A 25,781-nucleotide genomic window follows, 5' to 3' on the forward strand; every position below is an offset into this window, starting at 1 on the left:
CCACAAGGGTTCTTCATCGTCCGGGCATCAGCCTTCCGGCCGCAGGATCAACACACCCAGCGGCGGCAGGTTCAACGACAGCGACAACGGCTGCCCATGCTTGGGCTCTTCCTCTGTAAACGCCCCGCCACCGTTGCCGAAGTTGGAACCGGCATAGGTATCGGCGTCGCTGTTGATCACCTCGCTCCAGCGCCCGGCAAACGGCACGCCCACCTTGTAGGCTTCCCTCGGCACCGGCGTGAAGTTGGCCACCACCAGCACCGGCCGGCCGTCCTTGCTCCAGCGCAGCCACGCGTAGACGCTGTTGATGGCGTCATCCCCGATCAGCCACTGGAAGCCCTGAGGTGCGTCGTCCTGGTCGTGCAGCGCCGGCTCTTCACGGTACAGGCGGTTGAGGTCACCCACCAGTTTCTGCACCCCCCGGTGTTCCGGGTATTGCAGCAGGTACCAGTCCAGCTGTTGATCGTGGTTCCACTCGCGCCATTGGCCAAACTCGCAGCCCATGAACAGCAGCTTCTTGCCCGGGTGCATCCACATAAAGCTGAGGTAGGCCCGCAGGTTGGCAAATTTCTGCCAGCGGTCACCTGGCATCTTGTCGATCAGCGAGTGTTTGCCGTGCACCACTTCATCATGGGAAATCGGCAGGATAAAGCGCTCGGACCAGGCGTACACCAGGCCGAAACTCAGTTCGTTGTGATGATGGGCACGGTACACCGGGTCTTGCTGGATGTAGTGCAGCGAATCGTGCATCCAGCCCATGTTCCACTTGTAGTTGAAGCCCAGGCCGCCCTGTTGGGTCGGCTGGCTCACACCCGGCCAGGCCGTGGATTCCTCGGCGATCACCAGGGCACCGGGCGCTTCCAGTGTCACCACGTCGTTGAGGTGGCGCAGGAAGTCGATGGCTTCAAGGTTTTCCCGACCGCCGTGGCGGTTTGGCACCCACTCACCGGCCTTGCGCGAATAATCGCGATAGAGCATCGACGCCACGGCATCCACCCGCAGGCCGTCGATATGGAAGTGCTTGAGCCAATGCAATGCCGAGGCCAGCATGAAGCCATGGACTTCGGTGCGGCCCAGGTTGTAGATCAGGGTGTCCCAGTCCTGGTGAAAGCCTTCCAGCGGGTTGGCGTATTCGTACAACGCGGTACCGTCGAATTGCGCCAGGCCGTGGGTGTCGGTGGGAAAATGCGCCGGTACCCAGTCGAGGATCACGCCAATATCGGCCTGATGGCAGGCGTTGACGAAAAACCCAAAATCATCCGGCGAGCCGAAGCGCGCCGTCGGGGCAAATTGCGACAGCGCCTGATAACCCCAGGAACCGCCGAACGGATGCTCCATGATCGGCATCAGTTCGATGTGGGTGAAGCCCAACTGCTGCACATAGGGAATCAGGCGCTCGGCCATTTCACGCCAACTGTACTGGCGGGCGACTTCACCGACTTCGTCCAGCTCGCACTGCCAGGAGCCGGCATGCAACTCGTAGATCGACAACGGCGCGCTGGGTTTTTGCCGCTCGCCGCGAGCCTGCATCCAGGCGTCGTCCTGCCAGTCGACCTGCAACGGCGAAGCGACTTTGGAGGCGGTGTCCGGCGGCATTTGTGTGGCCAGGGCCATCGGGTCGGCCTTGAGCGGCAAAATGCCGTGGGCGCCGAGGATTTCGTATTTGTAGGCGGCGCCAGGTTGCAGGCGCGGGATAAAGATTTCCCAGACCCCGGACGGGTGACGCAGGCGCATCGGGTGACGGCGGCCGTCCCAGATATTGAAGTCGCCCACCACCGAGACCCGGCGCGCATTCGGTGCCCATACGGCAAAGCGTACGCCCTGGACCCCGTCGATGCTGGTCACTTGTGCACCCAGGCAACTGCTGAGGTCGCGGTGATTGCCTTCGGCAAACAGGTACAAATCCATCTCACCCAGCAGTAGCTGGCTGAAGCTGTAAGGGTCTTCGGTGATCTGTTCGCCACCGGCCCACTGGATCTTCAGCAGGTACGCCTGGCGGCTGCCGAAATGCCCGACAAACAGACCCGGCACTTGCGTCGCATCAAGGCTGCCGAGGTGTTCGCCACTGTCGCGGGCCAACACCTGGACACTCAGGGCTTCAGGCAGGAAAGCGCGAATGAACTGACCGCCCTCCTCGTCATCATGGGGCCCGAGGATCGAGAACGGGTCATGGTGCTCGGCGCGTACCAACGCTTCAATGTCCTTGGAGGCTGGCATCACACTCAACTTTGGCTGCAGCGGTTCTTTGCTTGAATAACTCATGACGTCTCCCCACCGCGTGCAGTTTTCGATAATGGTTTCAACCCGCTGAGCAGGCCGTGCAAACCTTGCAACGGCACCGGCAACCAGCTCGGGCGATTTTCTGCTTCGTAGGCCACTTCGTACGCGGCCTTCTCCAGGCTGAACAACGCCAGCGCTGCGTCCTGGCCTTTGGCATCCTGCCAGTCATGGGCCAGTGTAGTCGTGGCCCCGTGATAGGCCTGGATAAATGCCTGTTTGGCTTCATGCAAGTAGCGATCCGCGACCCGCTGCCGTGACGCATTGGCTTCAGGCGACTGATCCACGCCCTGCACATTCACCGCCATGGCCGCCGCGTAATCAAACGACCGTAGCACCCCGCTCACGTCCTTGTACGGGCTGTGTTTGCCGCGGCGCTCATGCAGCGGCCGCGCCGGTTCGCCCTCGAAGTCGATCAGGTAGGCATCGCCCTTGACCACCAGTACCTGGCCCAGGTGCAGGTCGCCATGCACGCGAATGCGCAACCCGCCCACCGTGGCTTTCGCCAGGTCCTGAACATGACTGGCGATGGCCTTTTTCTGCTCCAGTAAAGCACTGACCAATGCCTGGTCAGCAGGGTTCAACTGGGTTTGATGCTGTTTGAGCAGCTGCAGGGCGCGGTCGATTTGCGCGCCCACCTGCTTGGCCCAGCCCTGGCTGTCCTTGACGGAGGTGGCCTCGGGCTTGAAGGCCTTGTTGGCCGTCGGTGCCGCCAGCACCAGGTGCATCTCGCCCAGGCGCTGGCCGAGCAAACCGGCGAAGTCCGCCAGTTCACCGAGGGCGTTGTAGTGCTGCTCCTGCTCGGACATGGCTTCGGCCAGTTCGTCGCGAATCGCCCGCTCCAGGTTGTTCTGGGTCCAGCCCCAGGCGTCGCCCTGGTTGCTCAAGTAACCCTGGGCAATCATCAGCAGGTTGTCCTGGCCATCGTTGTCATGGCGTATCACCGAACCCAGCAGCGGCGAGATATGTTCGTAGCCGGCTTCGGTCAGGTAGGCACCCATTTCCAGTTCCGGGTGCACCCCGGCGCTGACTTTACGGATCAGCTTGAGCACCAGGCTGCCGCCCACCACTACCGAACTGTTGGACTGCTCGGCGGCGAGGTACCGCACCTCAGATTCGTCGTTCAATTCCAGTTTGGCCAGTTGAGCCGTGGGCTCGAAGCGGATGTCGCCATCGGTGGAGTTGAGCACGGTGTGGGCCTGCAAGCCCTGGATCACCCCACGGATATAGGTGTCGAGGCTGAACGCGTCCGTCACCAAACCGACCTGACGCACCCGACGCACACGGGCAAGCGCCAGTTGTTGCGGCAAGGCGCTGGTGAACTGGTCTTCACCCAGGAAGCCGAATGGCAACTGATAACGGCTGACCTGCCCGGCACTGGTGACTTCGATCTCGCTGAGCAACACCGGGTGCTGCGGGTCGCCAAAGCGCACGCCGTAAGCGATGTGCACGCCATCAATCGCCGTGTCCTTGCTGGCAAACCAGCGGCGCTTGGGCAGCCACGCCGGCAACGCATTCTGTTCCAGGGTGGTGCGGCACGAGGCTTCGAGCAGTTCCTCCATGCGTTTTTTCAGTACCAGCGTGGTGAAGTCCGGAATGCTTTGCGCCGGTTCCACGTGCCAGCTTGGCATCTGGTTTTCCGCCGCCAGCACGAACCAATAGAAGCCATACGGCGCCAGGGTCAGCAGGAAATTCAGCTGGCCGATGGGTGGGAAGGCGTTGCCGCCGAGCATCTCCACCGGGACCATGCCGGCGAACGCCGAGAGGTCCAGTTCCGCGGCCTGGGCGCTGCGGGACACGTTGGCCACGCACAGGATGATTTCAGTCTTGCCGTCGGCGCCCGTGTATTCGCGGGTATACGCCAGGATGCGGCGGTTGCTCGGCGAGAGCATTTTCAGGCTGCCGCGACCAAAGGCCTTCGACTGTTTACGCACGGCCAACATGCGTCGAGTCCAGTTCAGCAGCGAGTGCGGGTCCTGGGTCTGGGTTTCAACGTTGACCGACTGGTAGCCGTATTGCGGGTCCATGATCGGCGGCAGCACCAGGCTGGCCGGGTCGGCGCGGGAGAAGCCGCCGTTGCGGTCGATGGACCATTGCATCGGCGTACGCACACCGTCGCGGTCGCCGAGGTAGATGTTGTCGCCCATGCCGATTTCATCGCCGTAGTACAGGGTCGGCGTGCCGGGCATCGACAACAGCAGGCTGTTAAGCAGCTCGATGCGCCGGCGGTCTCGCTCCATCAACGGCGCCAGGCGGCGGCGAATCCCCAGGTTGATCCGCGCGCGACGGTCGGCGGCGTAGTAGTTCCAGAGGTAATCGCGCTCTTTGTCAGTGACCATTTCCAGGGTCAGTTCATCGTGGTTGCGCAGGAAGATTGCCCATTGGCAATTGGCCGGGATTTCCGGGGTCTGGCGCAGGATGTCGGTGATCGGGAAACGGTCTTCCTGGGCCAGCGCCATGTACATGCGCGGCATCAGCGGGAAGTGAAAGGCCATGTGGCATTCGTCGCCGTCATCGCCTTTCTTGTCACCGAAGTACAGCTGGGTGTCTTCCGGCCACTGGTTGGCTTCGGCCAGCAGCATGCGGTCCGGGTAGTGAGCGTCGATCTCGGCGCGGATCTGCTTGAGGACGTCGTGGGTTTCCGGGAGGTTTTCGTTGTTGGTGCCGTCCCGCTCGATCAGGTACGGGATGGCGTCCAGGCGCAGGCCGTCGATGCCCATGTCGAGCCAGTAGCGCATCACCGACAGCACGGCTTTCATCACCTGCGGGTTGTCGAAGTTGAGGTCCGGCTGGTGGGAATAGAAGCGGTGCCAGAAGTACTGGCCGGCGACCGGGTCCCAGGTCCAGTTGGACTTTTCGGTGTCGAGGAAAATGATGCGGGTGCCGTCGTATTTCTGGTCGTCATCGGACCACACGTAGAAGTCCCGCGCGGCCGAGCCCGGCTTGGCCTTGCGCGCACGCTGGAACCACGGGTGCTGGTCCGAGGTGTGGTTGATGACCAGTTCGGTGATCACCCGCAGCCCGCGCTTGTGGGCTTCGGCGATAAAGCGCTTGGCGTCGGCCATGGTCCCGTAATCGCTGTGCACGCCACGGTATTCGGCGATGTCATAGCCATCATCCCGGCGTGGCGAGGGATAGAACGGCAGCAGCCAGATGGTGTTCACGCCGAGGTCGGCGATGTAGTCGAGCTTGGCGATCAGCCCGGGAAAGTCACCGATGCCGTCGTTGTTGGAGTCGAAATAGGATTTGACATGAACCTGATAAATCACCGCGTCCTTGTACCAGAGCGGGTCTTTGATAAAGGTGGCAGCCTTGGGTTTCTTCGCCATTGGAAACTCCTGGGAATTTGAAAAATTCTGCCTGAAGGAACGCGGTCAATGTGGGAGCGGGCTTGCTCGCGAAAGCGGTGTATCAGCAGACGGATTCGGAGGCTGACACTCCGCTTTCGCGAGCAAGCCCGCTCCCACATTTGATCTCCCGTGGTGTGGAGATCGGGGTTCGGCTTCAGGAAACGGTAATGCGCCAGATACCAAACGGCTGGTGCCACGGTTCGATCCGCATCCACTGGGTTTTGCCGTACCAGGTCCAGCGGTGGCCGGTCATCAAATCTTCGCCTTGGGTCTGGGCGTCGTCCGGCAGGCCCATCTCCCACAGTGGCAACTCGAAATTGGCCTCCTGGGCGTTGAACGGGTCAAGACTCACGGCCACCAGAATAAAGTTGCTGCCATCGTCGCTGCGTTTGCCGAAGTACAGGATGTTGTCGTTCCACGCGTTGTAGAGCTTCAGCCCGAGGTGTGTCTGCAACGCCGGGTTCTGCCGGCGGATGCGGTTGAGCTGGGCGATCTCGGCAATGATGTTGCCCGGCGCCGTGAAGTCCCGTGGACGGATCTCGTACTTCTCCGAGTCCAGGTACTCTTCCTTGCCCGGCACCGGTGCCGCTTCGCACAGCTCAAAGCCCGAATACATGCCCCACAGGCCCGAGCCCATGGTGGCCAGCGCGGCGCGGATCAAGAACCCCGCCCGGCCGGACTCATGCAGGAAGCCCGGGTTGATGTCCGGCGTGTTGACGAAAAAGTTGGGGCGAAAGCACTCGCGCCATGGGGACTCGTTCAACTCGCTGAGGTATTCGCTTAACTCGGCCTTGGTGTTACGCCAGGTGAAGTAGGTGTAGCTCTGGGAGTAACCGACCTTGCCCAGGCGCGCCATCATCGCCGGGGTGGTGAAGGCTTCGGCGAGGAAGATCACTTCGGGGTACTTGGCGCGCACATCACTGATCAGCCATTGCCAGAACGGCAGCGGCTTGGTGTGGGGGTTGTCGACACGAAAGGTCTTCACGCCCTCTTCCACCCAACCGATCACGATGTCGCGCAATTCAACCCACAGGCTCGGAATGGCATCCGCCGCGTAGAAGTCGACGTTGACGATGTCCTGGTATTTCTTCGGCGGGTTCTCGGCATATTTGATGGTGCCGTCGGGCCGCCAGTTGAACCAGCCCGGGTGCTGCTTGAGCCACGGATGGTCCTGGGAACATTGGATGGCAAAATCCAGGGCGATTTCCAGGCCATGGTCGGCGGCCGCCTTGACCAGGTTGCGGAAGTCTTCACGGGTGCCCAATTGCGAATGGATGGCTTCATGGCCGCCTTCTTCGCTGCCGATGGCATACGGGCTGCCCGGATCATCCGGGACGGCGGTCAGGGCATTGTTCTTGCCCTTGCGATGGCTGCGGCCGATGGGATGGATCGGCGGGAAATACAGCACATCAAAGCCCATGTCATGGATCATCGACAGGCGTGAGTGCACATCGTTAAAGGTGCCGTGGCGGGCGGCATCGTCGGTGATCGAGCGGGGAAACAGCTCGTACCAGCTGGCAAACTGCGCTGCCTCGCGTTCCACATCAATCGGGAATACGGCACTGATGCTCAAGTAAGCGCGGTGATCGGCCTGGGTCATCAGGTGTGCACTGTCTTCGTGCAGAAACAGCGCGACCTGCTCGGTTTCCAGCAGGCTGGAGAGTTCGTGGTGCAGCAACATCAGGCGGTCACGCAGCTCATTGTCGCTGCGCTCGGCGGCTTGCAACACCTGGCTGCGGCCTTCCTGCAACTCCAGGCTCACCGGCACGCCGGCCTCGTGCTTCTTGCTTAATTCGTAGCGGAAGCTGGCGAAGGTGTCGATCCAGGCTTCGATGCAATACTCATGCGGGCCCTGGGCGGTCACGGTGAATGCGCCTTCCCAGCCATTGTTGCCCACGTCGGTCATCACCACGCTGTGCCAGCTCTCTTCACTGCGCGGGCGCCAGCGGATCATCACCGCAAGCTTGTCGTGGCCGTCGGCGAACACCTTGCTGGCCACCTGGACGCGCTGGCCCACCGCAGCCTTGACCGCAAACGCGCCGCCATCGATCACAGGGGTGGTGCTTTCAATCGCAATCCTGGGCAGCAACAGTGCCTGGGACAGCGGTAGCGTGGAGGTTGAATCGTCTTGGGTCAGTGTTTCAGCAGTCATCGAGCATCTCCCCTTAACGCCCAGTGGACGCTCTTGTGCTTGATTCAAATTCTGAAACGACACCGCTCTCCCTGAGCAGGGCCGTCTAGGTTCCGAGCATGCTGGCGGGTGAAAAGTTCAGGTGGATATGCCGCCATCGGGCGGGGAATCAAATCCATCGCCCGATTGTCCACCGATAGAGCAAAGCACAAAGGAGGCCACACCGATGAATATCCCGATCCCGGCTGAAACGCCTGATCCCAATATCGATAAACCGACATTGCCGCCTACCGAGCCCGACCCGATTCCCGAACAGGAACCGCCCGGCACTCAGCCACCACCGGTGGAGGAGCCACCGACGACAATGCCGCCGGTGATTGTCTGAAGCGAACATGACACTTGCGGTTTTGACGATCCAACGCCGATCGTCAAAACCGAAACTTCCTACCAGAAAGAGCGATAGCGCTTAGATGCAACCCATGGGATCCCGCTTGAGACTTACCTCGCTCAAGCGCGACGCCTTCCACAGGGGTGTAGCGTTTATTTCACCGTCCTGCGAGGAAACATCATGTCGACGATCAATAACCAGCCGAGCGCCTACAACCCACTCCTACAAAACCAACAACCCCAGACCGGGGCGCAGACCGGGCAAAGCCTTGCCGACCTGAAAGCGCTGCTGACCCAAGACACTATCAACCGGTTGTTGCGCAATCCCGACGCCAAAGAAAGCACCGAGACCCTGGGCAAGATCCGTGATTTATTGACCCAGGAACATCTCAATACGTTTCTGCGCGGCCCCGATGCCAAGGCAAACGCCAAAACCCTCATGGACCTTGGCACGCTGTTGAGTGAAGACGCCATCAACCCCAGGATGAAGGCGGCCACGGGCGATCTGGCCAAAACCGCCAGGGAAGAGAATGAAAGGCGAAGAAACGACATGCTGTATCAGATCGCCACCAGCGACCCCGACAATGACACCGCCATGTGGGACGCCATCTCCGACTGGCAGCAATCCATGGGCAAACTGCAGCAACGGGGGCAGAGTTCGGAGAAGACGGCCAGAACCTTTACCGACATCGGCGCCCGCCTGAGCAAGCGCAACATCAATGCAAGGTTGGACTTCAGCTAATCCTTCTCCAGCCTGCTGACAATCCTTGGCATCACACTGAACACCATCAATGCCAGCACCGTACTCAACACCGCCGTCGACTCACGCCCCAACCCCGCTGCCACGCCAATGGCCGCGGTCATCCAAAGACCGGCGGCGGTGGTCAGGCCCTTCACATGCTGGCCTTCCTCGTCTTCCTTGCCCTTGAGGATGGTGCCGGCCCCTAGAAACCCAATACCCGCAATCACGCCTTGCAACACCCGGCTCATGGCGTCGGCCTGGGAGCCGGACAGACTCGGCACCAGCACAAACAACGCCGCGCCCATGGCCACCAACATATGGGTGCGCACCCCGGCCGCCTTGCCTTTATGTTCGCGCTCAAAACCGAGAATGCCGCCCAGAATGGCCGCAATCAGCAACCGCACGGTGATTTGTGTCAATTGCCGGGCATCGCCGATGTCGGCAAATTCCGCTTGCAAGGTTTGCCAGACTTCATGCCACCAGGCGTCCATGGCCGTGTCCTTTTCAGGGGTCGATAACCGATGGACAACGCCGACCGTCAGTCAGTTGCGCAGAACCATTGATCCACAGCTCACCCCTAACACTCAGTACCCCTGGAAAAGGACAGCATCATGCCCGTACGTATTGAAAACCAGACCTGTTACTTCAAGGTGGGCGAGGACGGCAACGAACAGAGCCTCGCCGCAACGGCTGTCACGGTGATTACCGACAGTGCCAAAGCCATGTCTGCCGTCCAGTTGGACACCGGGAGGGTCTACATCACCGAAGCAGAAGCCGACGCATTGACCGTCGCAGGCGCCACCGACGGCCGTAAGCATCTGAAGGCCACCGACGGTGATTCGGTGATTTGATTGACCTGGGTCATTACCGTCGGAAACGTGCTGCACCCCGCGTTCCACAGGGTGCAGCACATTGTCGCAGGCGCGCCTCGCGGGCCCATCTGATCTGCTTTTTATCGCCCTACCTGAGTCTGTTATGCAAACAGAGCGCCGGTCATAGTTCATCTGCCTGATGGAGGCTGATGAGCGAAAGACCATGAGCGAGAGAATCCCCGTCCGAACCATAGAAATGTACGAGCCTGCCCATCCAAAGAAGATGAAGGCCACATCCAGCGACAACCTGATTCATACCCGCAGTTTCACCGGCCTGTTCCGTACCTTGCGCGTGGTGGGCGCGGGCTTTCTGTTCCTGGCGTTTTTCGGCACCGTGTGGCTGAACTGGGGCGGACGGCAAGCCGTGCTGTGGGACTTGGCTGAAAGCAAATTCCACATTTTTGGCGCCACGTTCTGGCCTCAGGACTTCATCCTGCTGTCGGCGCTGTTGATTATTTGTGCGTTCGGCCTGTTCGCCGTCACGGTGTTCGCAGGCCGGGTGTGGTGCGGCTATACCTGCCCGCAAAGCTCGTTTACCTGGCTGTTCATGTGGTGCGAAAAGGTCACTGAAGGTGAGCGTAACCAGCGCATCAAGCTGCAAGCCGCCCCGTGGGGTTTGAACAAGCTGGCCAGGCGTTCGGCCAAGCACACCCTGTGGCTGGGCATCAGCGTGCTGACCGGCCTGACATTTGTCGGCTACTTCACCCCCATCCGGCCGTTGGCCGAGGAACTGCTGACCTGGCAAATGGGCGGCGTGAGCCTGTTCTGGGTGCTGTTTTTTACCGGCGCCACCTACCTCAATGCCGGCTGGCTGCGCGAAGCGGTGTGCATGCACATGTGCCCCTATGCGCGGTTCCAGAGTGTGATGTTCGACAAAGACACCCTGACCATTTCCTACGACGTGGCCCGTGGCGAGCACCGTGGCCCGCGCAAACGTGACGTGCAACCGGCGGACGTCGGCCTGGGTGACTGCATCGATTGCCAACTGTGCGTGCAGGTATGCCCCACCGGCATCGACATCCGCGACGGCCTGCAAATGGAATGCATCGGCTGCGCGGCCTGCATCGATGCCTGTGATTCGATCATGGACAAAATGGGCTATGCCCGCGGTCTGGTGAGCTACACCTCGGAGCATCAGTTGCAAGGTGGCAAGACCCATCTGCTCAGGCCCCGGCTGATCGGCTACAGTGCCGTGTTGCTGGTGATGATCGGCGCGCTGGTGGTGGCCTTGGTGGGGCGGCCGATGGTGTCGCTGGACGTGACCAAGGACCGTGGGATGTTTCGTGAGAACAGTGAAGGCCTGATCGAGAACATCTACAGCCTCAAGGTCATCAACAAGACCCAGCAACGTCAGGATTATCGCCTGGAACTGGTGGACGGCGACGGCTTCCGGTTGCAGGGCAAGACCGATATCAGCCTGGCGCCGGGGGAAATTACCGATGTGCCGGTGTCGGTGGCGATGACCAGCGATAAACCGGCGAGCAGCTCCCAGACGATTCGCTTCAAGGTGTCGGATGTGGATGAGCCATGGATTTACAGCGCGGCGGATAGCCGGTTTGTGGCGCCGTTGAATCGTTAAAAACCGGGTTTCAGAAACACTGGAGATCAAATGTGGGAGCGGGCTTGCTCGCGAAGGCGGTGTATCAGTAACAAATTCGGTGACTGACACACTGCCTTCGCGAGCAAGCCCGCTCCCACCTTTTGATCTGTGTTCAATCAGCAACCTCTCTTCAAAGCACTGAGCCACAATGAAACGCTACGAAAAATTCGCCGACGACATCGCAGAACTGATCCGCTCCGGCGTCCTCGGCCCCGGCGAGCGCGTGCCTTCGGTGCGTTACGCCAGCCAGACCTACGGTGTCAGCCCGTCCACAGTGTTCCAGGCCTACTACCTGCTGGAGCGCCGCGGGCTGATCCGCGCCCGACCGCGCTCCGGGTACTTCGTCAACGCCCATGCGCCGAGCCCGTTTTCCGAGCCGGCGGTGAGCGCCCACGTGCATGAATCCACCGAAGTGGACGTCAGCGAACTGGTGTTCTCGGTACTCGACTCCATCAAGGACCCGCAAACCGTGCCCTTCGGCTCGGCGTTCCCCAGCCCGACGCTGTTCCCATTGCAGCGCCTGGCGCGCTCCCTGGCCAGCGCCAGCCGGGAAATGGACCCGCGCATGGTGGTCACCGACATGTCGCCGGGCAACCCCCAACTGCGCCGGCAAATCGCCCTGCGCTATATGGTCGGCGGGCTGATGCTGCCGATGGAAGAACTGTTGATCACCAACGGCGCCCTCGAGGCCCTGAACCTGTGCCTGCAAGCCGTGACCGAACCGGGCGACCTGGTGGCCATCGAAGCCCCGGCGTTCTATGCCAGCCTGCAAATCCTCGAGCGCCTGAAACTCAAGGCCGTGGAAATCCCCGTACACCCACGCGATGGCATTGACCTCAAGGTGCTCGCCCACAGCCTGGAACGCTACCCGATCAAGGCCTGCTGGTGCATGACCAGCTTCCAGAACCCCATGGGCGCAACCATGCCCGAGGCCAAGAAGCAGGAGCTGGTGGAATTGCTGCGCAGCCATCAAGTGCCGTTGATCGAAGACGACGTGTACGCCGAGTTGTACTACGGCCAACAGGCACCGAAACCGGCCAAGGCGTTCGACACTGAAGGCCTGGTGATGCATTGCGGTTCTTTCGCCAAAAGCCTGGCCCCCGGCTACCGCATTGGCTGGGTCGCCGCCGGGCGTTATGCGCAGAAGATCGAACGGTTGAAGCTGATGACCTCGCTGTGTGCCTCGATGCCCGCCCAGGCGGCGATTGCCGATTACCTGCAGCACGGCGGCTATGACCGGCACCTGCGCAAATTGCGGTATGCACTGGAGGAGCAGCAAAGCGCGATGCTCGCAGCAATCGCCCGCTACTTTCCGGCCCAGACCCGTGTCAGCCAGCCCGCCGGCGGTTACTTCCTGTGGCTGGAGTTGCCGGAGCAGACCGATTCATTGAAGTTGTTCCAGATGGCGCTGGCCCAAGGCATCAGCATCGCGCCGGGGCCGATCTTTTCACCCACCCAGCGTTTCAGGCACTGTATTCGCCTGAATTACGGCAGCCCGTGGGATGAAGCATCGGAAAAGGCCATGGATACACTGGGGCGCATCGTACGTTCGTTTTAACAATGTAGAGGGAACCGAGTCGAGCCGCAGGACCATACAGTACCGCGCCAGTTGTCACGGCAGACCCGGCGCGCTTACTTGGCTTACATCAGAGGTCCCCATGAGTATTGCTCCACCTGACAGCCTGAAACCACTTCCTGTCCCACCCCATTACATGCGTGCTGCAGAGCAGCGCCAAGTGCGCGAAATGACACGCCCCGCAGGGCGCCCTGCTGGTGATCATCGAACGGCTGAACAGATTATCGAACAAAGCTCCTTGCTTCGGCGCTTCCTGTACAGCTCTGATCATTTCAATGTGGTAGACGACCTAAAGCGGGTAGTCGGCGACTGGACCGAAATCAACCCCGATCCACACGCTCGCGCCCACGCGGCCTACCACCTGGACAAGGTAATGCGGTTTATCGACAACCTGAACCCTATGAGTGCCAGCGATACCCGTAATGGCGTCATTGATGGTTTCTCCGACTACGGTTACGGCACCCAGGACAACTCGGAGGCCAGGCTATTCAGCGAGTTCTCAAACAGGGGCTACACCGTGCTGCGTTGGGCCGGCTACTGAGCCTGTGGCAAGGGCTTGCCCCTTGCCACAACGAGCACAGACTTAGCGACCGCCTGCCAGGTCAATAAAGGTCCCGGTGGCGTAGGACGCTTTATCCGACAGCAGCCAGATAATCCCCTCCGCAACTTCTTCGGCCCGCCCGCCGCGGGCCATGGGAATCCCGGGTTCCAGCTTGCTGACCCGGTCCGGGTCGCCACTCAGGGCGTGGAAGTCAGTGAAAATAAAGCCGGGACGCACGCCATTGACCCGAATCCCCTCACCCGCTACTTCCTTCGAAAGGCCGAGGGTGAAAGTATCCAGCGCGCCCTTGGACGCGGCGTAATCCACGTATTCCCCCGGCGATCCAAGCCGCGCGGCGGCCGATGAAACGTTGACGATGCTGCCGCCCTGCCCGCCATGTTTGGGCGACATGCGCAGCAGCGCGTGCTTGGCACACAGGATCGGCCCCAACACGTTGGTTCTGAGGGTTTTCAGGATACGGAACTCGGACATTTCATCGACCCGCGACTTGTGCCCCACGGTGCCAGCATTGTTGACCAGTGCCGTCACCCGGCCCAACTCGGTATCGACCCGGTGGTACAGGGCGATCACTTCATCTTCAATGCTGACATCGGCCCGCACCGCAATGGCCTGGGCGCCGAGGGCGCGCACCTGCTCGAGTACGCGGTGGGCAGCCTCCTCATCGGCCTGGTAGTTGATGCAGATGCGATAGCCCTGGGCAGCGGCCAGCAGCGCCGTGGCGGCGCCGATTCCACGGCTGCCACCGGTGATGATGACGACTTTGTCCATGTGTACGGTCTCCTGGTTCAACGTGAGCGGTTGGATCCAATACTACCTGCGCCCTGCAGGTTTTGCATGGGCTCACGTCACCGAATGCGCACTCACCACCTGCTCGGCACGCTGGATGTCGGCCATAAACCCGTCGGCCGGCAATGGATGCCCCAACAGATAACCCTGCAGGGAGTCGCAACCCAGCCGCGTCAGGAAATTCTGCTGCACGTCGGTCTCCACCCCTTCGGCAACGATGCGCAGGCCCAGGGCCTGGCCGAGGGCGACGATGGCCGAGACGATGGCGGCGTCATCGCTGTCATGTTCCAGGTCGCGGACAAACCCCCGGTCGATTTTCAGCTCATTGGCCGGCAGCCGCTTGAGGTACATCAGGCTCGAATAGCCAGTGCCGAAGTCGTCGATGGACAGGTCAACGCCCATGTCCGAAAGCTTCTGCAACACCGTCATGCTCGCATCGGCATCGCTCATGGCGGTGGTTTCGGTGATTTCCAGGGTCAGGCTGTTGGCGGGCAACCGGTGACGTTCCAGAGCATTGGCCACGCTCTTCACCAGCCCGGCGTGGCAGAACTGCAAGGCCGAGAGATTCACCGCGATGCGCCAGTCGTGATAGCCCTGGGCATACCACACCTGCATCTGGCGACAGGCTTCATTGAGCACCCACTCGCCGATAGGGATGATCAGCCCGGTCTTTTCCGCCAGCTCGATAAACTTGTCCGGCAACAACAGACCCTGCTGTGGGTGCTCCCAGCGCAGCAGCGCTTCAGCCCCTACCGGGCGGCCGCTGATGGCGTCGAATTTGGGCTGGTAATACAGCCGGAATTCATCCTGCTCCAGGGCATTGCGCAGATCCTGCAGCAGTTGCAGTTGCTTGCGCGCGTTGGTGTTCATCGACACATCGAAAAAGCTGTAGCCGTTCTTGCCCATGCCCTTGGCGTGATACATCGCCGCGTCGGCGTTCATCAGCAGTTCCTGGGGCGTGGCGCCGTTGCCCGGGAACAGCGCGATGCCGATGCTCGCGGAGATTTTCAACTCATGCTCGGCCACGCGGAAGGCATGATTGATCAGACCCACCTGCCGTTCCGCCAGGCGCAACGCATCGTCCGGCTGGCTCAACTGCACCAGCAACACAAACTCGTCGCCGCCGATGCGGGCCAGGGTGTCCTGGCTGCGCAAGTCTTCCCGCAGGCGCAGGCCCACTTGCTGCAACAACTGGTCGCCCATGTGGTGCCCGAAGGCGTCGTTGACGGGCTTGAAGCCGTCCAGGTCGATAAACATCAGCGCGAAGCACCCACCCTCCTCGTTCACCCGCTGTATCGCCTGTTGAATCCGGTCGGCGAGCAAGGTGCGGTTGGGCAAGCCGGTGAGCATGTCGTGCAGGGCCAGGTGGGTGAGTTCCTGATTGGCTTGGGTCAGGGAGTCAGCCAGCACGGCGGTACGGGCTTCCAGGCGGGCATCGGCCAGGGAGGTGAGCAGCGCGATGATCAACACCGCCAGGGTGGTGACCAGCACCAGATTGTCCAGGCCCTTGCCGCTCAAGCCGGTCAAGGCGGCGCCACAAAAACTGCCATCGGCGAAACGCGCGGCGGCCATGCCGGTGTAGTGCATGCCGACGATCGCCACGCCCATCACCACTGCCGCCCCGCCTCGGGCCAACCGTACGTAAGGCGTGTTGCGCCGCAGGTTGAAGGCGATCCACAAGGCTGCGGCCGAAGCACCCACGGCAATCATCAGGGAAGCGGTAAACAGAGTGGGGTCGTAGTCGATGCCGGGCGTCATGCGCATGGCAGCCATGCCGGTGTAGTGCATGGCACTGATGCCGGCCCCCATGATCAGGGCGCCAAATCCCAGCTGCCACGCCGGCAAGCGCGGCTGGCTGACCAGCCACAAGGCAAAACCACTGGAAAGGATCGCAATCAGCAATGACAGCACGGTGATCCCAACGTCATAACCCAGGCTGATGGGCAGGCGAAAGGCGAGCATGCCGATAAAGTGCATCGACCAGATGCCCACGCCCATCGCCAGCGCGCCGCCGCCCATCCACAGGTGCACCGCGCGGCCCTTGGACGTGGCGATACGGCCGGTCAGGTCCAGTGCGGTATAGGACGCCAGGATTGCGACAAACAGGGAGATCAGGACAAGGGCGGGTGAATAACTACCGGTGAGCATGGGACTTCTCGTGACCTGGGGGCCGAACGGCATCTGTGCCGGGCTGAAAAGTCAGGGATTGTAGCGAGAATAATTCTTGTACACCTGAAATATTATCGTATAGCCATTACTGGCAATTTGACGTCAAACACCTGACTCAATAAACACGAGGATCAACTGTGGGAGCTGGCTTGCCTGCGATGGCATCACCTCGGTGTAACTGAAAAACCGAGTAGTCCGCATCGCAGGCGAGCCAGCTCCCACAGGGATTGTGACGTGCTTATTTCTTGTCGCTCAGTTGCATCTGCCCATCCCAGCCACCGCCCAACGCGGCGATCAGTTGCACACTGGCAACCAGCCGGGTTTGCAGCAGGGTCAGCACCGTGCGTTCGTTGCTCAGGGCCGTGGCTTGCACGGTGACCACGTCGAGGTAAGCGATCAGACCGGCCTTGTACTGGTTCTGGGTCAGGCGCAGGGATTCCCGGGCAGCTTCGAGGGCCTCGTTGCTGACCACCGCTTCGTCTTCCAGGACCTTGAGCTGCACCATGTAGTTTTCCACTTCGCGGAAACCATCAAGTACGGTCTGGCGGTACTTGGCCACCGTTTCATCGTAGGACGCTTCGGCGCGGTCAACTTCAGCCGAGCGCTGGCCGCCGTCGAACAGGGTCATGGCCAGTTTCGGCCCCACCGACCAGAAGCGGTTCGGCAGGCTGATCCAGTCGGCGTAGGTGCTGCTGGAATAACCGCCGGCCAGGCTCAGGGTCAGGTCCGGGTAGTAGGCGGTCTTGGCCACACCGATATTGGCGTTGGCGGCAATCACCGAGCGCTCCGCCTGGGCGATATCCGGGCGGCGTTCCAACAGTTGGGACGGCAGGCTCACCGGAATCTGCGGCAGCGCCGGAATGTCCTGGCTCACCGCCAGCGTGAAGTTGGCCGGTGGCACACCCGTCAGCACGGCAATCGCGTTTTCCAGCTGCGCGCGCTGCCAGATCAGGTCAATCATGCTGGCCTGGGTGCTTTTCAGCTGGGTCTGGGCCTGGGCGATCGCGTCCTTGCCCGAGACACCGGCGCGGTATTGGTTCTGGGTCATTTGCAGGGAGCGCTGGTAGGCGTCCACCGTGGCTTGCAGCAAACGGGTCTGCTCGTCCATGACCCGCAACTGCAGGTAATCCTGCACCAGCTCCGATTGCTGGCTCAGGCGCATCGCCGCCAGGTCCGCCGCACTCGCTTCGGCGCTGGCTTCATTGGCTTCCAGGCCCCGGCGCAATTTGCCCCAGATATCGGCTTCCCAACTCACGCCCAACTGGGTGTTCAGGGTGTCGCGGATACCGCTGCTGGAACTGCTCAGGCTGGCGTTACTGCTGCCGGTGCCCTGGCTGGCCCGGGTTTTACCGGCACTCAGGTCGACCGTCGGGAAGAACGCCCCACGGGCACTGCGCACCTGCGATGCGGCCTGGCGATAACGCGCCTCGGCCTGGGCCACCGTCTGGTTGGAATTGTTGAGTTTCTCTACCAACTCATTGAGCTGCCGGTCGCCGTACAGCTCCCACCACGCACCGCGGGCCAGTGAGTCGCTGGGCGCCGCCTGGCGCCAGCCCTGGGCTTGCTTGTACTGGGCCGGCTCGGTCAATTCGGGGCGTTTGTAATCCGGGCCGACGGCGCAGGCGCTGAGCATCACGCCGCACAAGGCCAGGCTCAGCAGCCTGGCGCCGCGAGCCATGCCCAGACGTTGCACGGTGGGAAACGTTGAATCGGTCATAGCGCAGTGTCCAGGGCAGCATCGGTACGCACTCCGCGCCAACCGTTGAAACGGTGGCGCAGGCGGTCGAGATAAAGGTAAACCACAGGCGTGGTGTAAAGGGTCAGGATCTGGCTCACCACCAGGCCGCCGATAATCGTCAGGCCCAGGGGCTGGCGCATCTCCGCGCCTTCGGCAGTGCTCAGCAGCAATGGCAAGGCGCCCAGGATCGCGGCCAGGGTGGTCATCAGGATCGGCCGCAACCGCACGAGGCAGGCAGCGCGAATCGACTCCAGCGGGCTCATGCCGTCGTGGCGCTCCAGTTGCAGTGCGAGGTCGATCATCAGGATCGCGTTTTTCTTCACCACCCCGATCAACAGGAACAGCCCCAGCAGGGAGATCAGGCTGAACTCGCCCCCCAGCACGTAGATCGACAACAGCGCACCGACGCCGGCCGAGGGCAAGGTCGACAGAATGGTCAGCGGGTGAATGTAGCTCTCATAGAGAATCCCCAGCACCAGATACACCGCCACCAGCGCACCGAGGATCATGAACGGCTGGCCTTTTTGCGTGGCGGCAAAGGCATCGGCCGTACCGGACATCTTCGCAATCACGTCTTCCGGCAAACCGACCTTGGCAATCGCCCGCTCGATGGCGGCCGTGCCCTGCTCCACCGTGACCCCGGGGGACATGTCGAAGGCAATGTTCTCCGACGCAAACTGCCCTTCATGGCGCACCGTGTCATCGGCCAGGCTGTTTTCGTAGTGGGCAATGGTCGACAGCGGCACCCGCGCGCCCGTGGAGGTGATGACCTGCACTTGATTGAGGGTGATCGGGTCCTGGGCGTATTTCGGGTTGACCTCCATCACCACCTGATACTGGTTGAGGCTGTCATAGATGGTGGAAATCTGCCGCTGGCTGTAGGCGTTGTTCAACACCGCCGTCACCATGCTCATGTCGATACCCAGGCGCTTGGCCTGGTCACGGTCGACGATCAGCGTCACCTGCGCCGCCCCCCGGCCTTCACGGGCGTCAATGGCGGTCAGCTCCGGCAACTCACGCAAGGCGGCGACCACTTTCGGGTACCACAGGCGCAAGGCGGCCAGGTCACCGCTTTGCAGGATGTAGGAATACTGGGCGGTGGTCTGGTCGCGGCTGCCACCAAATTGCAGGTCCTGGTCGGCCATCAAAAACAGCCGCCCGCCCGGCACCAGCGGCACGTCTTTACGCAGGCGCTCAATCACACCCTGGGCGGAAATCTTGCGCTCGCTGATGGGCTTGAGCCGTACCAGCATCACCGCGTTGTTGGTGCCGTTGTTGCCACCAATGAAACCGGCAACGCTGAGCACCGCCGGGTCCTTGAGCACCGCCTGGCGGAAGGTTTCCATCTTCGGCTGCATCACGCCGAACGACAGCCCGTCATCACCGCGCACAAAACCGATCAACTGGCCGGTGTCCTGCTGGGGCATGAAGGTTTTCGGCACCACCACGTACAGGGCAACGTTGACCCCAATGGTGATCAACAGGCTGAGCAGGGTCAGGCGCCGATGGCGCAACACCCAGTCAAGGCTGCGGGCGTAGCCGGCGACCAGGCGCGTGTGGACCTTCTCGCTCCAGCGCTGCAAACCGGTTTCCTGCCCCGGGACATGGGGCTTGAGCCAGCGGGCGCACAGCATCGGGGTCAGGGTCAGCGAGACCACCAGCGAGACAATAATGGACGCCGCCAGGGTGATGGAAAACTCGCGAAACAAACTGGTGACGATCCCGCCCATAAACAGGATGGAGAGGAACACCGCCACCAGCGACACGTTCATCGACAGCAAGGTAAACCCGACTTCCTTGGCCCCCAGGTACGCCGCCTTCATTGGCGGCACGCCCTCGTCGATATGCCGGGAAATGTTCTCCAGCACCACGATGGCATCGTCCACCACCAGGCCGGTGGCGAGGATCAACGCCATCAGCGACAGGTTGTTCAGGGAAAAGCCGAACAGGTACATCACGGCGAACGTGCCCACCAGGGACACCGGCACCGCCAGGGTAGGAATCAGCGACGCCCGGAAGTTGCCGAGGAACAGGTACACCACCAGGATCACCAGGGCCACGGCGATCAACAAGGTCATCTCGGCCTCGTGCAGCGTGGCGGTGATCACGGGCGAACGGTCCATGGCCAGGTTCAGCTTGACGCTGGACGGCAACACCGCTTGCAAGGCCGGCAACTGGGCCTTGATCTGCTTGACCGTCTCGATGATGTTGGCGTCGGACTGTCGGTTGATCACCAACAGCACCGCCGAATCATTGTTGAAGAAGCCGCTGTTGTAGCGGTCTTCCACGCCGTCACTGATCTTGGCCACATCGCCCAGGCGCAGGGCCGCGCCGTTCTGGTAGCGAATCAGCAGCGGTTCGTAGTCCTTGGCCTTTTCAAGCTGGTCGTTGGCCTGGATCTGCCAGTTGCGCTCGCTGTCTTCCAGGGAGCCTTTGGGCCGGCGCACGTTGGCATTGGCGATGGTGTTGCGCACATCGTCCAGGGCCACGCCATACTGGTCGAGGGCCTTGGGTTCAAGTTCGATCCGCACGGCGGGCAACGAGCTGCCGCCGATCTGCACTTCACCCACCCCCGGCACCTGGGACAGGCTTTGGGACAGGATGGTCGAGGCCAGGTCGTATAGCTGGCCCTTGGGCAACACGTCCGACGTCAGGGACAGCACCATGATCGGCGCCTGGGACGGGTTGATCTTCTTATAGGTGGGCATGCTGCGCATGCCACTGGGCAGCAGGTTACGCGAGGCGTTGATGGCCGCCTGCACTTCCCGCGCCGCACCGTTGATGTCGCGGTTGGAGTCGAACGCGAGAATCACCCGGGTCGAACCCTGGCTCGACGAACTGCTCATGGTGGTGATGCCGGAAATCGCGCCGAAGGAGCGCTCCAGCGGCGTCGCCACCGTGGAGGCCATGACCTCGGGACTGGCCCCGGGCAGGCTGGCCGAGACCACGATCACCGGGAAGTTGATCTGCGGCAGCGGCGACACCGGCAGCAAGTTGAAGGCCACCCCACCGAGCAACATGATCGCCAGGCTCAGCAGCATGGTGGCGACCGGCCGGCGAATGAAAGGTCCGGACAGGTTCATGACTCAACCGGCTCCAGGCGCACGGGTTCTTTGCGCCAGCGACGGCCCAGGCGATCGAAATACAGGTAGATCACCGGGGTGGTGAACAGAGTCAGCACCTGGCTCACCAGCAACCCGCCGACCATCACCAGGCCCAGGGGCTGGCGCAGCTCCGCACCGGAACCGGTGGCAAGCATCAACGGCACGGCTCCGAACAAGGCCGCCAGGGTGGTCATGAGGATCGGCCGGAAACGCAGCAACGCCGCCTGATAGATTGCGGTTTGCGGGTCAAGCCCCTGGTTGCGCTCGGCGTCGAGGGCGAAGTCGATCATCATGATCGCGTTCTTCTTCACGATGCCGATCAGCAGGATGATGCCGATGATCGCGATCATCCCCAGGTCATTGCCACTGAGCAGCAAGGCCAGCAAGGCGCCCACCGCCGCCGACGGCAAGGTCGAGAGAATGGTGATCGGGTGGATATAGCTCTCGTAGAGCACCCCTAGCACGATGTACATGGTCACCACCGCCGCCAGGATCAGCAGCAAGGTGCTCGACAGCGAAGCCTCGAACGCCTGGGCCGCGCCCTGGAACTGGGTCTGCACGCCCACCGGCATGCCGATGTCTTTCTGGGCCTGGTTGATCAGCTCCACACCCTTGCCCAGTGCCACACCCGGGGCCAGGTTGAACGACATCATCACCGCCGGGAACTGGCCGATATGGGCGATCGCCAACTGGGCCTGGCGCTGCTCCACATGGGCCAGGCTCGACAGCCGCACCTGGCCGCCGTCGGTGGTTTTCACGTGGATCTGGTTCAGGGCGGCCGGGCCGAGGGTTTCCCCCGACTGAGCCTGCAATACCACGCGGTATTGGCTGGCCTGGGTGTAGATGGTGGAAATCTGCCGCTGGCCGAAGGCGTCATACAGCGCATCGGTGATGGTCGACACCGACACGCCAAGGCGCGAAGCGGCATCACGGTCGATCACCAGGTACACCTGCAAGCCTTTGTCCTGCAGGTCGCTGGCGACGTCGGAGAGTTCCGGCACCTGGCTGAGGGCGTGCACCAGTTTGTCACTCCACAGGGCCAGCAGCTCGGCGTCGGGCGAGGACATGCTGAACTGGTATTGGGTGCGGCTCACGCGGTCTTCAATGGTCAGGTCCTGCACCGGCTGCATGAACAGGCGGATGCCCACCAGTTTGTCCAGTTGCGGCTGCAGGCGCGTGATGATCTGCGCCGCGCTCAGGTCCCGTTCGCCGTGGGGCTTGAGGTTGATCAGCAGGCGACCACTGTTGAGGGTGGCGTTATCACCGTCCACCCCGATATAGGAGGACAGACTCTCCACCGCCGGGTCTTCGAGGATGATCTTCGCCAGTTCCTGCTGGCGCTGGCTCATGGCCGCAAAGGAAATCGACTGCGGCGCTTCGGAAATGCCCTGGATCACGCCAGTGTCCTGCACCGGGAAGAAGCCCTTGGGCACCACCAGATACAGCACCACGGTCAGGCCCAGGGTGGCGATGGCCACCAGCAGGGTCAACGGCTGGTGCCTGAGCACCCACTGCAACTTGCGCCCGTAGGCTTCGACCAACCAGTCGATCCAGGCGCCGCTGGCCTTGTAGAAGCGGCCCTGTTCTTCTTCCTTGGGTTCGCGCTTGAGCAAACGCGCGCACATCATCGGCGTCAGGGTCAGGGATACCACCAGGGAAATCAGGATGGCTACCGCCAGGGTAATCGCGAACTCACGGAACAGGCGCCCGACCACGTCGGCCATGAACAGCAGCGGGATCAACACGGCGATCAGCGACAGGGTCAGGGAAATCAGGGTGAAGCCGATCTGCTTGGCGCCCTTGAGCGCAGCCGCCATCGGCGTCTCGCCCTCCTCGATATAGCGGGAGATGTTCTCCAGCATCACGATGGCGTCGTCCACCACAAAGCCGGTGGCGATGGTCAGGGCCATCAGCGTGAGGTTATTGATGGAGAAGCCGGCCAGGTACATCACGCCAAAGGTGCCCACCAGGGACAGTGGCACGGCGATGGACGGAATGAGGGTCGCGCTGACGCGGCGCAGGAACAGGAACGTCACCATCACCACCAGGGCAATGGCGATCAGCAATTCGTGTTGCACGTCCTTGACCGAGGCGCGGATGGTCTGGGTCCGGTCGGTGAGCACCGTCACGTCCAGGCCGGCCGGCAGGTTATCGGTGATGCTCGGCAGCAGCGCCTTGATCCGGTCCACCACTTCGATAACGTTGGCCCCCGGTTGGCGCTGGATGTTCAGCAAGACCGCCTGGTTTTCATTGGCCCAGGCCGCGAGGCGTTCGTTCTCGGCACCGTCGACGATCTGTGCCACATCCTTGAGCCGCAACGGCGCGCCGTTGTTGTAGGCCAGGATCAGCTCGGCGTATTCCTTGGGCGAGACCAACTGGTCGTTGGCGTCAAGCATCGACACCCGCGTGGGGCCGTCGAAGTTACCCTTGGGCTGGTTGACGTTGGACGCCGCGATCAGGGTGCGCACGTCCGACAGGTTCAGGCCGTTGGCCGCCAGGGCCTCGGGGTTGACCTTGATGCGTACCGCCTGGCGCTGGCCGCCGGCAATGCTGACCATGCCGACGCCGCTGATCTGTGCGATTTTCTGCGCCATGCGCGTATCGACTAGGTCGTTGAGCTTGGGCAGCAGCATGGTCTTTGAGGTGATGGCCAGGGTCAGCACCGGGGTGTCCGCCGGGTTGACCTTGTTGTACACCGGTGGTGCTGGCAAATCCTTGGGCAGCAGGTTGGTGGCGGCGTTGATCGCGGCCTGCACCTGTTGCTCGGCGACATCCATGTTGATGTCGAGGTTGAAACGCAGGGTCAGCACCGAAGCGCCGCCGGAGCTGGTGGACGCCATCTGGGTCAGGCCGGGCATTTGCCCGAATTGACGCTCCAGGGGCGCCGTCACCGCGCTGGTCATCACGTCCGGGCTGGCGCCGGGGTACAGGGTCATCACCCGGATGGTCGGGTAGTCCACCTGGGGCAAGGCCGAGACCGGCAACAGGCGGTAGGCGATCACGCCGGCCAAGACAATGGCCAGCATGCTCAGGGTAGTGGCTACCGGGCGAAGGATGAACAGCCGCGAGAGGTTCATGCGCCGCCCTTTTGCGCCTTGCCGGCATCAGCCGGGCCTTGCTGCGTCTTGGCTGCCGGCTGGCCCTGGAGGTGTTCGGTCGGGGTAGTCGGCACTTCACTGCTGTCGTTGACCACTTCGATTTCACTGCCGTCCTTCAGCCGGTCGGTGCCTTCCAGCACCACGCGGTCGCCAGCGGCCAGGCCTTGCTTGATCACGGTGTTGTCGCCGTCGGAATCACCGATCACCAGCGGACGTACCTTGACCTTCTTGTCGCCATCCAGCACGTAGACAAAGGTGCCGGTGTTGCCGAACTGAATCGCCGCCGACGGCGCCAGCACCACGTTGTGTAGGGTGTCGGCCAGCAGGTGCACGTTCACGAACTGGTTGGGGAACAGTGCCTGGTCCTTGTTATCGAACCGTGCCTTGAACTTCAGGGTGCCGGTGGTCACGTCGATCTGGTTGTCCAGGCTCTGCAACACGCCGCTGGCTTTAAGGGCCGCATCGCCACGGTCCCAGGCTTCTGCCGGCAGCTTGTTGCCGGCGTGATAACGCGCCAGCACGGTGTCGAGGGTGTTTTCCGGCAGCGTGAAGACCACACTGATGGGTTGGGTCTGGGTGATCACCGCCAGGAAGGTGGTGTCGTTGGCAGCCACAAGGTTGCCCACATCCACCTGACGCAAGCCGACACGCCCGGTGATCGGGGCGCGGATCTTGGTGAATTCGAGGTTGAGCTTGGCGTCATCCACCGCGCCCTGGTTGGTCTTGACCGTGCCCTGGTACTGCAACACCAGCGCTTCGGCGGTGTCGAGGGTTTGCTTGGCGATACTGTCTTGCGCATACAGGTCGCGATAACGCTGCACGTCGACCTGGGCGTTTTTCAGCTGGGCCTGGTTCTGCAGCAGCGTGCCCTGAGCCTGGAGCAAGGCATTCTGGTAACTGCGCGGGTCGATTTCCGCCAGCAGGTCACCGGCCTTGACCATCTGCCCTTCTTCAAAGGCGACCTTGACCAGCTCTCCCCCTACCCGGCTGCGCACATTGATGGTGTTCAATGCCGTCACCGTACCCAATGCCTTGTAATACACCGGGAACTCACCCAGCACCGCGGGCGCCACACGCACCGGCACCGGGCCGGTAGAACCACCAAAGCCCGGGCGCATCATGCCCGACTTGCCGGCGTGCCCGGCGGGCTTCTTCTCGGCGCTGTCCTTATGGCTGCCAGGCCAGAATTTCCAGCACAGGCCGGCAATAACCAGCAGCACGAGCAGGCCGAACAGCCAGCGGCGGGAGTGACGAGGGGTGGATTGCATGGAGTGATCAACCATTGGGCGCGAGAGCTTCTTCTTTTGGGAGGCTGAAAGATAAGCACTGGAGCGCGTTAAGAAAAGCGCCTTTACCGGCTATTTACCTTGGATTACAACTTTTAACTTC

Annotated in this window: 16 protein-coding genes; 6 read left to right on the forward strand and 10 right to left on the reverse strand. The window is 61.9% G+C overall.

Translation table 11 applies throughout. From position 1 onward, the window contains the following. Positions 1–27: 27 nt before the first annotated feature. The 3 genes from glgB to HX855_RS11650 form a co-directional block, all read right to left on the reverse strand. Entirely contained in the window at positions 28–2,262 is a 2,235-nt protein-coding gene (gene glgB, locus HX855_RS11640; protein ID WP_177085346.1) for a 1,4-alpha-glucan branching protein GlgB, read from the reverse strand. Beyond that, positions 2,259–5,606 (reverse strand): maltose alpha-D-glucosyltransferase, encoded by a 3,348-nt coding sequence (gene treS / locus HX855_RS11645; protein ID WP_177085347.1) that lies wholly within the window; start codon positions 5,604–5,606, stop codon positions 2,259–2,261. The genes glgB and treS overlap by 4 nt, the downstream gene beginning before the upstream one ends. Before the next feature lie 175 nt (positions 5,607–5,781). After that, positions 5,782–7,779, reverse strand: coding sequence for an alpha-1,4-glucan--maltose-1-phosphate maltosyltransferase (locus HX855_RS11650; RefSeq protein WP_177085348.1), 1,998 nt, complete (start codon positions 7,777–7,779; stop codon positions 5,782–5,784). Positions 7,780–7,984: 205 nt separating this feature from the next. Here HX855_RS11650 and HX855_RS11655 point away from each other — a divergent pair, with 205 nt between their 5' ends. Both HX855_RS11655 and HX855_RS11660 read left to right on the forward strand, forming a co-directional pair. Then, positions 7,985–8,143 carry a hypothetical protein gene (locus HX855_RS11655; protein ID WP_167664995.1) on the forward strand — a complete coding sequence of 53 codons (159 nt, stop codon included), beginning with the start codon at positions 7,985–7,987 and terminating at the stop codon, positions 8,141–8,143. 183 nt (positions 8,144–8,326) lie between these two features. After that, positions 8,327–8,887: a hypothetical protein gene (locus HX855_RS11660; RefSeq protein WP_177085349.1), complete on the forward strand. Its 561-nt coding sequence runs from the start codon at positions 8,327–8,329 to the stop codon at positions 8,885–8,887. On the opposite strand, the gene HX855_RS11665 is transcribed toward HX855_RS11660, so the two are convergent. Continuing rightward, positions 8,884–9,378 carry an MgtC/SapB family protein gene (locus tag HX855_RS11665; protein ID WP_177085350.1) on the reverse strand — a complete coding sequence of 165 codons (495 nt, stop codon included), beginning with the start codon at positions 9,376–9,378 and terminating at the stop codon, positions 8,884–8,886. The genes HX855_RS11660 and HX855_RS11665 overlap by 4 nt on opposite strands. Positions 9,379–9,498: 120 nt before the next feature. On the opposite strand from HX855_RS11665, the gene HX855_RS11670 reads away from it, so the two are divergent. From HX855_RS11670 to HX855_RS11685, 4 genes are all read left to right on the forward strand, one after another. Continuing rightward, positions 9,499–9,738: a DUF3203 family protein gene (locus HX855_RS11670; protein ID WP_177085351.1), complete on the forward strand. Its 240-nt coding sequence runs from the start codon at positions 9,499–9,501 to the stop codon at positions 9,736–9,738. 184 nt (positions 9,739–9,922) lie between these two features. After that, complete coding sequence (gene ccoG, locus HX855_RS11675; RefSeq protein ID WP_177085353.1) at positions 9,923–11,338, forward strand: cytochrome c oxidase accessory protein CcoG; 1,416 nt, start codon at positions 9,923–9,925, stop codon at positions 11,336–11,338. A gap of 169 nt (positions 11,339–11,507) precedes the next feature. Further along, positions 11,508–12,917 carry a GntR family transcriptional regulator MpaR gene (gene mapR / locus HX855_RS11680; RefSeq protein ID WP_177085355.1) on the forward strand — a complete coding sequence of 470 codons (1,410 nt, stop codon included), beginning with the start codon at positions 11,508–11,510 and terminating at the stop codon, positions 12,915–12,917. 100 nt (positions 12,918–13,017) lie between these two features. Beyond that, the gene (locus HX855_RS11685; protein WP_256352990.1) at positions 13,018–13,476 is read left to right on the forward strand and encodes a hypothetical protein; all 459 of its coding nucleotides are present in this window, start codon (positions 13,018–13,020) and stop codon (positions 13,474–13,476) included. 42 nt (positions 13,477–13,518) lie between these two features. Here HX855_RS11685 and HX855_RS11690 read toward each other — a convergent pair whose 3' ends face one another. From HX855_RS11690 to HX855_RS11715, 6 genes are all read right to left on the reverse strand, one after another. Next, positions 13,519–14,265 (reverse strand): SDR family oxidoreductase, encoded by a 747-nt coding sequence (locus tag HX855_RS11690; protein ID WP_177085357.1) that lies wholly within the window; start codon positions 14,263–14,265, stop codon positions 13,519–13,521. A 72-nt stretch (positions 14,266–14,337) separates the two neighbouring features. Beyond that, positions 14,338–16,431 (reverse strand): bifunctional diguanylate cyclase/phosphodiesterase, encoded by a 2,094-nt coding sequence (locus HX855_RS11695; RefSeq protein WP_177085359.1) that lies wholly within the window; start codon positions 16,429–16,431, stop codon positions 14,338–14,340. 259 nt (positions 16,432–16,690) lie between these two features. After that, positions 16,691–18,169 (reverse strand): efflux transporter outer membrane subunit, encoded by a 1,479-nt coding sequence (locus tag HX855_RS11700; RefSeq protein ID WP_177085361.1) that lies wholly within the window; start codon positions 18,167–18,169, stop codon positions 16,691–16,693. Further along, positions 18,166–21,273 (reverse strand): efflux RND transporter permease subunit, encoded by a 3,108-nt coding sequence (locus HX855_RS11705; protein WP_177085363.1) that lies wholly within the window; start codon positions 21,271–21,273, stop codon positions 18,166–18,168. Before HX855_RS11705 ends, HX855_RS11700 begins: the two co-directional genes overlap by 4 nt. Then, a complete protein-coding gene (locus HX855_RS11710) occupies positions 21,270–24,371 on the reverse strand; it encodes an MdtB/MuxB family multidrug efflux RND transporter permease subunit (protein ID WP_177085365.1) in 3,102 nt (1,033 codons plus the stop codon). Before HX855_RS11710 ends, HX855_RS11705 begins: the two co-directional genes overlap by 4 nt. Then, positions 24,368–25,675 carry an MdtA/MuxA family multidrug efflux RND transporter periplasmic adaptor subunit gene (locus tag HX855_RS11715; RefSeq protein WP_177085367.1) on the reverse strand — a complete coding sequence of 436 codons (1,308 nt, stop codon included), beginning with the start codon at positions 25,673–25,675 and terminating at the stop codon, positions 24,368–24,370. The genes HX855_RS11710 and HX855_RS11715 overlap by 4 nt, the downstream gene beginning before the upstream one ends. Between the last annotated feature and the right edge of the window lie 106 nt (positions 25,676–25,781).

This window comes from Pseudomonas sp. IPO3778, assembly GCF_013386825.1.
In the GTDB taxonomy this organism is placed as follows: domain Bacteria; phylum Pseudomonadota; class Gammaproteobacteria; order Pseudomonadales; family Pseudomonadaceae; genus Aquipseudomonas.